We start from the raw sequence: 14435 nt of genomic DNA, 5'->3' as shown, positions 1-14435 counted from the left end.
AAGGAAAACTCTTGAACACCCTGGTCAAGACTCTCCAGAGAACTGCCGCTGTCGGTGCTGTCGCCCTGGCCGCTTTCAGCCTCCAGCCGCTGTCCGCCCAGGCCCAGCAGGCACCGGTCGCGGGTGCCAAGCCCCCCGTCGTGGGTGGAACGCCCGCGGAGAAGGGCGAGTTCCCGTGGATGGTCCGCCTCTCCATGGGTTGTGGCGGCGCTCTCTACACCGAGGACGTCGTGCTCACCGCCGCCCACTGTGTGGACGGTTCCGGTGACGACACCAGCATCACCGCCACCGGTGGCGTCGTGGACCTGAACGACTCCGACGCCGTCACCGCCAAGTCCACCAAGGTCCTTCAGGCCCCGGGCTACAACGGCACGGGCAAGGACTGGGCGCTCATCAAGCTCGACAAGGCGATGGACCTCCCCACCCTCCCGATCGCCGACAGCGACAAGTTCGACAACGGTGAGTTCACCATCGCCGGCTGGGGCGCGGCCGAGGAAGGCGGCGGCCAGCAGGAGAAGATGCTCAAGGCCACCGTGCCGTTCGTCGAGGACGCCACCTGCAAGTCCGCCTACCCCGACCTGGTCGAGGGTGAGGAGCTCTGCGCCGGTCTCATGGACACCGGCGGCGTCGACACCTGCCAGGGCGACTCCGGTGGCCCGATGTTCCGCAAGGACGACGCCGGTGCCTGGATCCAGGTCGGCATAGTGAGCTGGGGCGAGGGTTGTGCCCGCCCGGGCAAGCCCGGTGTCTACACCGAGGTGAGCCACTTCGCCGCCGACATCAAGAAGGCCGCGGACGAGCTCGGCGCCTGATTCTCGGCTGAAGTAAGGCGCAATCGCACCACCTGCACCAATCTGTACTGAACTGCACCAACCCGGCGCGCGGGCTCCCTCCGCGCGCCGGGGGCGGAGTCCCCGCCCACGCACGCGGATCCTCTCCGCACCAAGTGCCACGTTCGTGCTGTGTCGTGGCCTTCTCGCCCATCCGCCCCCGTCCGGGCGGGTGGGCGGGGCCGTTTCGGGGGCGTTCCGGAGTCACCGCCCTGCCCCGTGCCGTCCTGTCCGCCCCCCGTAGGACGTGCCGCCCGTTTGTCCAACACCTGCCTCCCCTTTGTCCATAGGCGCTTCCGACCCCTGCGGACCAGGGTGATCCCGACCGAACGGGCACGGGTGCGAGAAGGAGCGAGGCGCGTGAACGCTGACGCCGGAGAGGCCACATACGGGCGGGAGCCGGGGCCGCAGCGGGAACCCGTGCGGGAGCCGGCCCGCCCCACCGACGGGCAGGCCCGGCCCGCCGCCGAATCGAGCCGCCCCGCCGGGGGAGACGCATCGGCGGGCCCCACCGCCGCACCGAACCGCCGCACCGTCGTGGTGTCCACCGCGCTCGCCGGGCTCGGCGCGGCCGTTGCGCACGGCGGCGGCACAGCGTACGCAGCCGCGGCGCGCACGGTCGCCAAGGACGCCGTGCTGCGCTCGGCCGAACTCGAGGTACGCGTCGACACCGCCTTCCCTCGCATCGTCTCCTACACCGACCGCGCCACCGGCGCCGTGCTCCACGGCCAGGAGGAACCCGTCGACACACTCCTCGTCGACGGGGCCGTGCACACCCCGCGGGTCTCCGCCCGCGCGGGCGCCGGGCGCATCGCGTACACCCTGGATCTCGACGGCGGTACGCGCATCGATGCCGAGATCGCCGTCGACGGCTGGACCGTCACCTTCCGCGTCACGCGGATCGCGGACACCGCCGCCCTCCGTGTCGGCACCCTGCAGATACCGGGCCTTCATCTGGTCTCCGTCCGCAGCGACCAGCCGGGTGCGGCCGTGCGCACCGCCCGGATCGAGCTGGACAAGGCGGGGGACGGCGACACCCACGTCCGGGTCACCGCCGCCACCCCGCCCGACGCGAAGCCCGCCGGCTGCGCGTACGCCGTCGTCGCCACCGACCGTCTCGCCGCCGCCCTGGAGAGCAACACCGTCTACGACAAGCCGGACAGCGCCGCGGGCACGACCTGGGAGAACGGCCGCTTCTGGCGCCGGGCGGTGCGGCGGGACGGCCACGTCACGGTCGGGATCGCCTGCGGCCAGTGGACCCACCGTGCCGCGACCGCCCCCGTGACGGACACCGAACCGCTGCCGTATGCGAAGGTCGTCCTCACCCGGGACCGGAACGGCGACGGCGTCGTGGACTGGCAGGACGCTGCCATCGCGCTGCGCGACATCATGGTCGAACCGCTCGGCGCGGACGAGCAGCATCTGCGCGTCGTGCCCCACATTCCGTTCAACTTCGCCAGCCAGGCCACCAATCCGTTCCTGAGGACACTGGACAACGTCAAGCGGATCGCGCTGGCGACCGACGGGCTGCGGCAGTTCACGCTCCTCAAGGGCTACCAGTCAGAGGGCCACGACTCCGCCCACCCCGACTACGGCGGCAACCACAACAAGCGCGCCGGGGGCCTTGCGGACCTCAACTCCCTGCTCCGTACGGGCAGGCGATGGAACTCCGACTTCGCCGTCCACGTCAACGCCACCGAGTCCTACCCGGTCGCCGACGCCTTCTCCGAGACCCTCGTCGACAAGGGAGACCCGCAGTGGGACTGGCTCGACCAGTCCTACCGCATCGACCAGCGCCGCGATCTGGTCTCCGGCGACATCGTCCGCCGCTTCCGCCGTCTGCGCGAGGAGACCGACCCGGCACTGGACATGCTCTACATCGACGTGTTCCGGGAGTCCGGCTGGACCTCCGACCGGCTGCAGCGCGAACTGCGCGCGCAGGGCTGGCGGATCACCACCGAGTGGGGCCACGGCTTCGAACGCTCCGCCCTCTGGTCCCACTGGGCGACCGAGACCGACTACGGCCCCGACACCTCACGCGGTGTCAACTCCCGCCTGATCCGCTTCATCCGCAACCACCAGAAGGACGTCTTCGCCGACAAGTGGCCCACGCTGCTGGGCATCCCGCGGACCGGCAACTTCGAGGGCTGGGTCGGCAAGACCGACTGGCACGCCTTCTACCGGCAGATATGGACCGACAACCTGCCCGCCAAGTACCTCCAGGCGCACCCGATCAAGCGCTGGGACGAGCACGAGATCACCTTCTTCGGGCCGGGGGCGACGAGCGTCTCCGACGCGGACGGCACCCGCAGGATCACCACCGACGGGCGGCTGGTCTACGACGGCGGCACCTACCTGCTGCCCTGGGAGCCCCGCCGGGCCACCGACCCGGAAAAGCTCTACCACTACAACCCCGAGGGCGGCTCCACGCGCTGGAGGATTCCGCGCGGCTGGTCCGGCGTCTCGTCCGTCGGCCTGTACCGCCTCACCGACCAGGGCCGGGTCCATGTCCGCGACCTCCCCGTACGGGCGGGGCACATCACCGTGGCGGCGGAGGCCGGGCAGCCGTACGTCCTCTACCGCGGCCGGCCGCCCCGGCAGCCCGCCCCGGAGTGGGGGCAGCACACCCCGCTGCACGACCCCGGCTTCAACTCAGGCTCCCTCGAAGGCTGGGAGGCCACCGGCCCCGCGTCCGTGGTCCTCTCCGAGCGCGGCGATCACGACCTGGTCGTCGCGGGCGGGGGAGCGGCGGCCGTCGGGCAGCGCCTCGCCCGCCTCGCGCCCGGCAGCTACGCGGCCTCGGCGGACGTCGAGGTCGGGAAGAGCGCGGGGGAGCGCCGAAGGGCCGCGCTGGAGGTCCGTACGGCGGACGGGGTCACGGCCGCCACCTGGACGGATGTGTCCACGGCCGTCAACTACGTGGCCGCGGACCGCAAGCACGGCACCCGCTTCCAGCGGATGATCACCTGGTTCACCGTCCCCGAGGGCGGCGGTCCTGTGCGGCTCACGCTGCGCGCCGAGGCGGGCGAGGCGCGGGTGCGGTTCGCGAACGTCCGCGTCGTCGACGCCCGCCGCTCCGCCCGGCCCGGGACACTCCTCTTCGAGGACTTCGAGCACGTGCCGCACGGCTGGGGCCCGTTCGTGAAGGGTGACGCGGGCGGCGCCACCGACCCGCGCACGCACATCGCCCAGCTCCACGCGCCGTACACCCGGCGCGGCTGGAACGGCAAGGCGATCGACGACGTCGTCGACGGCCGCGAATCGCTCAAGTCGCGCGGCGAGAACGAAGGCCTGGTCTACCGGACGGTCCCGCACACCGTCCGCTTCGCCGCCGGCCGCCGCTACCGGGTCTCCTTCCGGTACGAGAACGAGCAGGCTGGGCAGTACGCCTGGATCACCGCCACCGACACCCCCGACGCCCGCGAGCTGAACCGTACGCCGCTGCCGGAGGCGACCGTCCCCACCGCCTTCACCGAGGAGTTCACCGCCCCCGAGGACGGCGACGCCTGGGTGGGCCTGCGCAAGACCGGCGACAGCTCCACCGCCGAATTCGTCCTCGACGGCTTCACCGTCGAGGACCTCGGGTAGAAGTCCTGACGCCAGGAGGGCCGGTCCGTAACTGACGGGGACCGGCTCTCCTGGTGTGCGGAGCCGCCCTCCCGTACCGGTTCGCCGCCGCCCCCTGGCACCGCGCCCGTCCATGAACGAAGATCGGCGGTGCTCACCCTGCGAGCACGCGGAGCGCAGCGGTCGCGAGGACGGGAGGCCCGCCGTGTACCACACCTGGATGCGGTACTTCACGCCCAGCCCGGTCCACCACCGGCTCGGACTGGTCTGCCTCGGCGTCGGTCTCCAGCACGGCACCCTGCCCGCCGTCGGGCCGCGCACCCTCGACCACCATGTGGCGGTCGTCATCAGCTCCGGCCGCGGCTGGCTGCGCGACCCCGACGGCCGGGACCGCGGCGTCACCGCGCCCGCGCTGCTGTGGCTCCTCCCCGGAGTGCCGCACCACTACGGCGCCGACCCGGAGACCGGCTGGGACGAGAGCTTCGTCGACTTCACCGGGCCCGCCACCGCCACGTACACCGATCTCGGCTACATCGAGCCGGACCGGCCCCTGGTGCCCCTCGCCGACACGGCCGGGGCGCGGGCCGCGGTGGGGCGCATCGCGCGGGCCGCGCGCCGCGGCAATCCGCTCCTCGAGGTCGAGACCGGCGCCGCCGTCCACGAACTGCTCGTGGCCCTCCGCCGCGCCCGCGCCGACCTGGGGCGCGACGGCGACCCCGTCCTCCAGGCCCTGGCCCGCGACGCGTTCAGGCCGCTGTCCGTCGCCGAGCACGCCGCCCGGCACGCCATGACCGCGGCCGAACTGCGGGCCGCCGTACGCCGCGCCGCCGGGTGCAGCCCCAAGGACTACCTGCTCGGCATCCGCCTCGGGCGCGCCAAGGAGCTGCTCGCCGCGACGGAGCTGCCGGTCGCCGCCGTCGCCCGGCGCGTCGGCTACGACGACCCGGCGTACTTCAGCCGCCTGTTCACCCGCCGCGTCGGCACCGCCCCGGTCCGCTTCCGCGAGCAGCAGGGACGTGCCGTGCCCGGCGGCTGGAGCAACCGGATACCCGACCCCGACGACCCGCCGACGATCGGACCGGCGGGCGCGGCGTAACCCCTTACGCCGACCCGAACGGTGACGGTCGCCCGACCGGAGCGGTGACGGTCGCCGTACTGGAGCGGTGACGGTGGCCCCGGCCGTAGCGGTGACGGTCACGGCGGCTCCTGAGCGGTGACGGCCGCCCCGACCCGAGCGGTGACGGTGGGAGGACACCTGGGCCTCCCCACCGCCCCCTCGCCGCACCGGGCGGATGCCCGCTCGATCCGCCCGTCCGAGGAGCGGTCATGCGGATCGGGGCGCGTGTCCGCCCTGTTACGGTGACGCCGTTTGCCGCCCGCAAGGGTTCCGTCGCATGTGGTCCGCCGCATGTGTTCCGCTACGGGAGACCGCGCTCCATGACCGATCAGCCCGACCGGCCCGTGAACCACGCCGCCCCGGCCGAGCCCCCGGCCGCCCCCGCCGACGACGCCGTCCTGGCCGAGCTGACCCGGCTCCGCGAGAGCATCGACAACATGGACGCCGCGCTCGTCCACGTCGTGGCCGAACGCTTCAAGTGCACCCAGCAGGTCGGCCGCCTCAAGGCCGAGCACCGCCTCCCTCCGGCCGACCCGGACCGTGAGGCCCGCCAGATCGCCCGGCTGCGCCGGCTCGCCGAGGGCGCGAAGCTGGACCCGGCGTTCGCCGAGAAGCTGCTGAACTTCATCATCGCCGAGGTCATCCGCCACCACGAGACGATCGCCCGCGGCTGAGCACAACCGGCCGCTCCCCGGCGGCCGTTCAAGGTGGCGCCGCACAGCATGTGCGGGAGGCGTTCCGAACCTCCCCGTGTATCCGCGCCGTCACCGTGTGTACGGGTGATGTGCCTGCTCACCAGTGAGGCGACACCGCAGTCGTGCCCACCTGCGCAGCCCGCCGGGGATGCGGCAGCATGGGCCCCATGCCCGTCCTCACGCGCGACGAAGCGCAGACCCGAGCCCGCCTCCTCGACGTGCGGTGCTACGCCATCGACCTCGACCTGACGCGCGGCGAGGAGCTGTTCCGCTCCACCACCGTCATCGCGTTCACGGTGAACGAGTCGGCCGATACGTTCGTCGAACTGCGTCCGGACACCCTGCACAGCGCCGTACTCGACGGGCGGAAGCTCGACCCCGCGGCCTTCGCCGACGGCCGGCTGCCGCTCGCCGGGCTCACTGCCGGGCAGCACGAGCTGCGCATCGACGCCGACATGCGCTACTCCCGCACCGGCGAGGGCATGCACCGCTTCACCGACCCCGCCGACGGCGAGACGTACCTCTACACCATGTGCTGCATGGCGGACGCGCCCGCCGTCTTCGCCTGCTTCGACCAGCCCGATCTGAAGGCCGTCTTCGAGGTGGCCGTCACCGCGCCCGCCGACTGGACCGTGCTCGGCAACGGCATCGCCGAGGAGAGGGGCAAGGGACGCTGGCGGCTCGCGGCGACTCCGCCGATCAGTACCTATCTGATGGCGGTGGCCGCCGGTCCCTACCACTCCGTGCGCAGCGAGATCGACGGCCTGCCGGTCGGTCTGCACGCACGGAGGTCGCTCGCCGAGCACCTCGACGCCGACGCCGACGAACTGCTCGACGTCACCCGCCGCTGCTTCGAGCGCTACCACGCGATCTTCGACGAGCCGTACCCCTTCGACTCCTACGACCAGGCGTTCGTGCCCGAGTTCAACATGGGCGCCATGGAGAACCCCGGACTCGTCACCTTCCGCGACGAGTTGGTCTTCCGCTCCGCCGTCACCGACACCCAGCGCCAGAGCCGTGCGATGACCATCGCCCACGAGATGGCCCACATGTGGTTCGGCGACCTGGTCACCCTCAAGTGGTGGGACGACATCTGGCTGAACGAGTCCTTCGCCGAGTACATGGGATTCCAGATCCTCACCGAGGCCACGGACTTCACCGGCACCTGGACCGACTTCGCCGTCGCCCGCAAGAGCTGGGGCTACGACGCGGATGAGCGCCCCTCCACCCACCCCGTCGCGCCCGAGCCCGACGGCGTGCCGGACACCGAGGCCGCGCGCCTGAACTTCGACGGCATCTCCTACGCCAAGGGCGCCTCAGCGCTGCGCCAGCTCGTCACCTGGCTCGGTGAGCGCGACTTCCTCGCGGGCATCAACGACCATTTCGCCCGGCACCGGTTCGGCAACGCCACACTCGCCGACTTCATCGACTCCCTGGCCCGCTCCTCCGGCCGCGATGTGCACGCCTGGGCCGACGCCTGGCTTCGCACCACCGGCGTCGACACCCTCACCGCCGAACCCGCCGATGCGCCGGACGGCCGCTGGAGCCTGACCGTGCACCGCGACGGCAGCCGCCCGCACCGCGTCGCGGTCGGCGCCTACGACCGCGATGTGGTCGAGCCGGGTCGCCTGGTCCTGCGCGAGCGGTTCGAGGTCGACATCCCGCACAGTGAGGCCGGCGGCGAGGCCCGACTCACCTACCCCGGCCGCCACCCCGACCTGGTGCTCCTCAACGACGGCGACCTGGGTTACGCCAAGATCCGCTTCGACGCGCGCTCCTGGCGGACCGCGGTCAACTCCCTCTCCGGGCTTCCCGATCCGCTCTCCCGCGCCGTGATCTGGAACGCGGCCCGCGACATGGTCCGCGACGGCGACCTCGCGCCCGCCGCATACCTGGACGCGGCCCGCGCCCATCTGCCGTACGAGCCCGACAACGCGATCGTGCAGGGCGTCCTCACCTTCGCGAGCGCCCATGTCGCCGACCGGTTCCTGCCGCCCGAGGCGCGCCCCGACGCGCTGAAGACCCTCACCGTCACCGTCCGCAGCATGCTGCGGATCACCGAGGACGGATCCGCGCCGGGCCGGAGGCTCACCGCGCTCCGCACCTTCGTCGACAGCTCCTTCGACCCCGACACACTGCGGGAGTGGCTCACTACCGGCGCCGTTCCCGGCGGGCCCGAACTCGACCCGGAGCTGCGGTGGCGCATGCTGGGACGGCTCTGCACGCTGGGCGCGGCGACGCGGGACGACATCGCGGACGAGCTGGAACGCGACCCGAGCGCCACGGGCGAGGAGGGCGCCGCCCGCTGCCGGGCCGCCCTGCCCGACCCGGAGGCCAAGAAGACCGCCTGGACGCAGATGTTCGAGAGCGACGAGCTGTCCGCATACCTCGTCACCGCCACGGCACAGGGCTTCTGGCAGCCGGAACAGCACCATCTTCTCCGCGACTTCGTGCCCCGGTACTTCCCGGCGGCCGTGGCCGCCTCCGCCCGGCGCGGCGCGGCCATCGGTGATGCCCTGGCCCGCTATGCCTTCCCGGCGCACGCGGTGGACGCGCAGACCCTGCGGCTGGGGGAGGAGTGCCTGCGCGACGACGAGCCGATCCCTGCGCTGCGCCGCAGGCTCGCGGACCAACTGGACGACCTCCGCCGGGCTTTGCGCGTCCGCACCACCTGACCGCCGGTCCGCCGCCCCTCGTTCGGGGCGCGGACCGGAACGGGCAGGCACGGCACGGCCGGTCGCCGGCCCGCGGCACCGCACGCGCGGCCGGTGGGGGCGCCACGTACGCGGACCCCCCGAGCCCCGGCGTTCGGGCCGGTGACGTCCTGGGCGCACCGGCGGGACCGGCACGGCGCACCCGCCCGGTCCCGGCAGTGGCGCCCACCCGGTCCCGGCACGGCGGGCGCACGGGCACGGCTGCGGTCGCGGGCGCGCACCCGAACGCGCCGCGTACGGGCGGGTCGACGCGCCCCGGCCGCCCTCCGTACACCGTGCGTCGCCCGTCGGAGTGACACCGCGGGCCGGTACCCGGGCCGTGTGGCGGTACCACTTTCGGGTTCTGATCGCGCGCTCACCGTACGTGCCGTGGGCGTGCCCGCTCAGACTGGGGACTGGCCGCGGACCCCGCCGGCCGCCGGTTGGCCTGCCCGGCGACGCACTCCCCGAAGGACACGCCATGCCTCTGCCGCCGGACGGCACTCACGGCACTCACGGCGCTCATGGCACGCACGGTTCGCTCCGTTCGACCGCGCCCCTGGCGGGAGGGGCCGACGGCCCGCGGTCCCTGCGGCCCTTGCTCGACATCGTGCTGGAGGCGCTCGAAGCGGGAGCCGCCGCCCGCGGCGGGCCGATCCCCGCGGGAGGCCCCCGGGATGTCGGACATCGCGTCAGGTCCGCGGCGGAGCCGCTCATCCCCGAGGCGGGGGCAGGTTCCGAGACCGCGCTGCGGGAGCTCGTACGGGTCTTCGCCGAGAGCGCGGCCGACCCCGCCGATCCGCTCTGCGCGGCCCATCTGCACTGCCCGCCGCTCGCGGTGGCGGCGGCCGCCGACCTGGCCGCGAGCGCACTCAACCCGTCGATGGACTCCTGGGACCAGGCTCCCGGCGCCTCCACGCTGGAAGACCTCGTCGCCCGCGGACTCGCGACCGAGATCTTCCCCGCCGGGCACGCCCCGGACGCGCTCGTGACGACCGGCGGAACCGAGTCCAATCAGATGGCCCTGCTGCTCGCCCGCGAACGGGCAGCAGCAGGCGCAGCGGGTGCAGCCGGATCGGCGGACGGGGACCACGGACCCGTACGCGTCGTGTGCGGGGCCAACGCCCACCACAGCATCATCCGCGGCGCCTGGCTCCTCGGGCTCCCCGAGCCCCTCGTGCTGCCCACACCCGCCGGCATTCTCAGCCCCACCGAACTCGACCGCGCACTCGGCGAGTTGCGCGGCCCGGTGCTCGCCGTCGCCACCGCCGGGACCTCCGACGCCGGTGAGATCGACCCGCTGCCGCAGCTCGCCGACGTCTGCACCGCGCACTCCGCCCGTTTCCATGTGGACGCCGCGTACGGCTTCCCGCTGCTGTTCAGCACCACGCTCCGCCCTCAGCTGGACGGCCTGGCCCGCGCGGACTCCGTCACCGCCGACCTGCACAAGCTGGGCTGGCAGCCGGTCGCCGCCGGTCTGCTGGCCGTACCCGACCGGGCGGCGCTGGCCCCGCTCGGCCATCGCGCCGACTACCTCAACCCCGCGGACGACACCGAGGCAGGCATCCCCGACCTCCTCGGCCGCTCGCTCCGTACGACGCGCCGCCCCGACGTTCTCAAGATCGCCGTGACGCTGCGCGCCCTCGGCCGTACCGGGATCGCCGTGCTCGTCGAGCACGCCTGCGCCGCCGCCCAGCGGCTCGCCGACCTCGTCGAGGACCACCCGGGCTTCGACCTCTACGAGAGACCCACCCTGTCCACGGTCCTCTTCCGCCCCGCCGGTGCCGACGACGAGCGGGTCGCGTCGGTCCGCCGCCATCTGATGACCGAGGGCCGCGCGGTCCTGGGACGGGCCCGGGCCACCGACCACCGCGACGGCGTGGACAAGTTGTGGTTCAAGGCCACCGTGCTCAATCCGCACACCCGGCCCACGGATCTCGAGATCCTGCTCGGCGTGGTGGAAGGGAGCACGGCCGCATGACCGACCAGACCCCTGAGTTCCCGGAACCCCCGCGGACCGCGCCGACCCTGCCGGGGCCCCGCTCGGCGCCCGAGGCCGAAAGGCACGTGCCCGAGCCGCCGACCGGGACGCCCCCGGCCGCATCCCGCAGGCCCTCGGCCTCGTCCGACCGGGCCGCACCGGCGAAGGGGGCGCTTCCCACGGCCCGGACCGCAGCCGCCGGGCAGGAGAGCGACACCGCCGGCCGGCCGCTGGACCTCCTGGGCATCGGCATCGGCCCGTTCAATCTCTCCCTGGCCGCCCTCGCCCACGGCGTACCGGGCCTGCGTACCGCCTTCTACGACCGGCGCCCCGCCTTCCACTGGCACCCCGGGCTGCTCATCGAGGGCTCCACCGTCCAGGTCCCGTTCCTCGCCGACCTGGTCACCCTCGCCGATCCGGCCAGCCCCTGGTCCTTCCTCGGCTACCTCCGCGCCTGCGACCGGCTCTTCCCGTTCTACGTCGCCGAGCGCTTCCACATCGAGCGCGCCGAGTACGACGCCTACTGCCGGTGGGTGAGCGAGCGGCTGCCGGGACTGCACTTCGGGCACCAGGTCGACAGCGTCCGCTGGAACCCCGAACGCGAGCTGTTCGAGGTCGACTTCGCCCGGGTCGGCGCGGACGGCGAGGCCGAGTCCCTGGGCCGGGTCCACGCCCGCAACGTCGTTGTCGGCGTCGGCACAGCACCGTACGTCCCCGAGCAGCTCCGCCCGCTCGCCGAGGCCCCGGCCGTCCCCGTCGTCCACTCCTCGGACTATCTCGCCCATCGCGAGCGGTTGCTGGCCTCCGACCACCTCACGGTCATCGGATCGGGGCAGTCGGGCGCCGAGGTGTTCCTCGACCTGTTGCGGGCGCGGCCCGCCGGGCGCGAACGGCTCGCGTGGCTGGGCCGCACCCCCGCGTTCGCGCCCATGGAGTACAGCAAGCTGGGGCTGGAGCACTTCACGCCCGATTACACCCGCTACTTCCACGGCCTTCCCGAGCGGACCCGCGACGAACTGCTTCCGGGGCAGTGGCAGCTCCACAAGGGCATCGACCACGACACGCTCGCCGCCATCCACGGTGAGCTGTACCGGCGCACCCTGGACGGCGGCTGGCCCGATGTCGTCCTCACCCCCGGCGTCCGGATCCGCACGGCGGGACGGTTCGGCAGCGGGACCCGGCGCGTCGAACTCCACCTGGAGCATGTGCAGCAGGGCACCCGCAGCCGGGTCACCACCGACGGTGCGGTCCTTGCGACCGGCTACCGCGAGCGCAGCGTCGACAGCCTCCTGGCGGGCCTCGACGCCTCCATGGAGCGGGACGCCTCCGGGCGGCCGTGCGTGGACGACGAGTTCCGGCTCGTCATGGACCGCGGTGTCCGTGGCGCGGTGTACGTCCAGAACGCCGAGCGGCACACGCACGGCGTGGGCGCCCCCGACCTGGGACTGGCCGCCTGGCGCAGCGCCGTCATCCTCAACTCCCTGACGCGGGCCGGTGGTTGGGACGAGGAGCCCTATCGGCTGCCCGCCCGCACCGCGTTCACCACCTTCGGGCTGGACGGCGATGCGGGCGGCAGGCGCGGGATGCGGGCGGGCGGCGGAGCCGTCAGAACAGGGGAACTCCGTCACGCGTGAGCTTCCAGTCGACGGAGGCGAAAGCGTCCACGTCGATGCTCCCGTTCGCCTTCACCCACGAGACGATCGTGTTGCGGATCTCGTCGGAGTTGGACCAGAGCTGCTTGGCCGCGGCGATGTGCGGGAAGTTGCCGCCGCCGCTGGCCCGGTAGTTGTTCACGGCGAACACGAACTGCGCCTCCGGGTCCACCGGCTTCCCGTCGAACGTCAGCTTCGCGATCCGCGAGCCCGCCGCCTCAGCGATGTCGATCTCGTACCCGACGCCGCTGATCACGTCGTAGTTGTAGTCCGGGGTGTTGTCGGCGTTGGTGAGCTTGGCGGGGTCGACCGGCGCGTCGGGCGCGGTCTGCACGAAGTAGCGCGCCGAGAACTCCAGATAGTCCTTGAGCTGTGCGCCCGTGATCAGCCGGGCCTCGAGGGTGTTCTCGAAGACGTACAGGCCGGCCACGTCCCGGATCGTCACCTCCCCGGAGGGGATCGACGCCGTACGCGAGAAGCAGGCGGCCTGCGAGATCACCGGCAGCTCGGCGTGCTCGGTCCCGGCCAGGGCCTTCTTCACCGTCTCCGCCTGGACGTGGTTGATGAAGTCGATGACCGGAACGTCCTTGTACGGGGCCTCGGTCGCGGCCATGGCGGCGGTGGAGGTGCCGATGACCTGGTTGACGTAGGCCACGACCTTCCGGTGCTCGTCGGTCAGCAGCCCGGTGATCTTCGGGTCTTCCGCGACGGCGTTGGAGTTGAGCACCTTGGCGGAGACCGACTCCACGGTCCAGGCCCCCCGCTTCCACACCAGGCCGAAGTCGAACAGGGTCAGCCGCTGGCCCCACTTGAGCGGTTCGGAGAGCACGACCTCCTTGCCGGTCTCCTTGTTGGTGACGCGGTACTCGGGGATCTCGGTGTGGGCATGGCCGACGAGGATCGCGTCGATGCCCGGGACCTGCTCGGCCACCAGCGCGGCCGCGTTCTCGATGTACGGGAGCTGGTCGCCGTAGGAGGAGGTGCCGCTGCTGCCGGAGTGGGCCGAGACGATCACCACGTCCGCGCCCATCGAGCGCAGCCGCGGCACATACTTCGCCGCCTGCTCCTCCAGACCGGGAAAGGACATCTTCCCCTGGACGTTGGCCTTGTCCCAGATCGCGATGCCGGGGTTGGTCAGACCCAGGATCGCCACCCGCACCGCATGGCCGCACGGAGTGCGGAACTTCTTGAAGACATAGGGCGGGAAGGCGGGGCGGAGCGTCTTGGCATCGAGTGCGTTGGCGCCCAGGAGCGGGAAGTCGCACTGTTCCTCGAACTTCCGCAGCACGGGGATGCCGTAGTTGAACTCGTGGTTGCCGAGGGCCGCGGCGTCGTAGCCGATGGCGTTCATGGCCTGGGCCATGGGATGGACGGGGCCGCCGGCGCCGGTGATCGGGTCGACCTTGGCGTAGTAGTACGAGAGCTGGGTGCCCTGGATGGTGTCGCCCGCGTCGATGAGGAGGGTGTTGCGGCGGCCCTTCTCTTCGCGGACCTGCTCGACGAGCGTGGAGATCTTGGCGAGGCCGACGTCGTTGCGGTCCTTGTCGTCGAACTCCTTGTCCGTGAAGTAGTCCCAGTTGAAGACATTGCCGTGCAGATCCGTGGTGCCCATGACCGTGAAGGAGTAGCGCGTGGAGGACCGCCCGCCGCTCTGTGCGTGAGCGGCCGGCGCGGACGCCGCTCCGGCGAGCGCCACGGCGGCACCGGTCGCCGCGCTGCGGCCCAGGAATTTCCTTCGGTCGAAGGGCATGGGGGGAACTCCTCAATGTTCGGCTGTGGTCGGTCGCGATCGGCGACGCGCGTAGATTCTGGCCCACGGGCGGGTATGCGCAACACCCTTGACCGGTATCCGTTCGATGACCGTGCACGGAGGGTCCGCCGCGCGCCGCGGCCTGAGAGA

Annotated in this window: 8 protein-coding genes; 7 read left to right on the top strand and 1 reads right to left on the bottom strand. The window is 72.5% G+C overall.

The window, feature by feature from the left end; all coding sequences use genetic code 11:
• Positions 1–11 precede the first annotated feature (11 nt).
• The 7 genes from ACGFNH_RS01015 to ACGFNH_RS00985 all read left to right on the top strand — a co-directional run bounded on the left by ACGFNH_RS01015 (position 12) and on the right by ACGFNH_RS00985 (position 12517).
• Positions 12–812: a S1 family peptidase gene (locus ACGFNH_RS01015; protein ID WP_393650846.1), complete on the top strand. Its 801-nt coding sequence runs from the start codon at positions 12–14 to the stop codon at positions 810–812.
• 555 nt (positions 813–1367) lie between these two features.
• Positions 1368–4418 carry an endo-alpha-N-acetylgalactosaminidase family protein gene (locus ACGFNH_RS01010; RefSeq protein WP_393651458.1) on the top strand — a complete coding sequence of 1017 codons (3051 nt, stop codon included), beginning with the start codon at positions 1368–1370 and terminating at the stop codon, positions 4416–4418.
• A 184-nt stretch (positions 4419–4602) separates the two neighbouring features.
• Positions 4603–5493, top strand: a complete 891-nt coding sequence (locus tag ACGFNH_RS01005; RefSeq protein ID WP_393650845.1) for a helix-turn-helix domain-containing protein — start codon at positions 4603–4605, stop codon at positions 5491–5493.
• 341 nt (positions 5494–5834) lie between these two features.
• Positions 5835–6188, top strand: a complete 354-nt coding sequence (locus tag ACGFNH_RS01000; protein ID WP_393650844.1) for a chorismate mutase — start codon at positions 5835–5837, stop codon at positions 6186–6188.
• A gap of 179 nt (positions 6189–6367) precedes the next feature.
• Positions 6368–8884, top strand: a complete 2517-nt coding sequence (pepN, locus tag ACGFNH_RS00995; protein ID WP_393650843.1) for an aminopeptidase N — start codon at positions 6368–6370, stop codon at positions 8882–8884.
• A gap of 499 nt (positions 8885–9383) precedes the next feature.
• Complete coding sequence (locus tag ACGFNH_RS00990; RefSeq protein ID WP_393650842.1) at positions 9384–10883, top strand: pyridoxal phosphate-dependent decarboxylase family protein; 1500 nt, start codon at positions 9384–9386, stop codon at positions 10881–10883.
• Positions 10880–12517: a SidA/IucD/PvdA family monooxygenase gene (locus ACGFNH_RS00985; protein WP_393650841.1), complete on the top strand. Its 1638-nt coding sequence runs from the start codon at positions 10880–10882 to the stop codon at positions 12515–12517. The genes ACGFNH_RS00990 and ACGFNH_RS00985 overlap by 4 nt, the downstream gene beginning before the upstream one ends.
• Here ACGFNH_RS00985 and ACGFNH_RS00980 read toward each other — a convergent pair.
• Entirely contained in the window at positions 12489–14285 is a 1797-nt protein-coding gene (locus ACGFNH_RS00980; protein WP_393650840.1) for a bifunctional metallophosphatase/5'-nucleotidase, read from the bottom strand. The genes ACGFNH_RS00985 and ACGFNH_RS00980 overlap by 29 nt on opposite strands.
• Between the last annotated feature and the right edge of the window lie 150 nt (positions 14286–14435).

This window comes from Streptomyces sp. NPDC048639, from assembly GCF_043199075.1.
Lineage (GTDB): Bacteria > Actinomycetota > Actinomycetes > Streptomycetales > Streptomycetaceae > Streptomyces.
The sequence above is the reverse complement of the archived record's forward strand: the minus strand, read 5'-3'. Positions and strand labels throughout refer to the sequence as shown.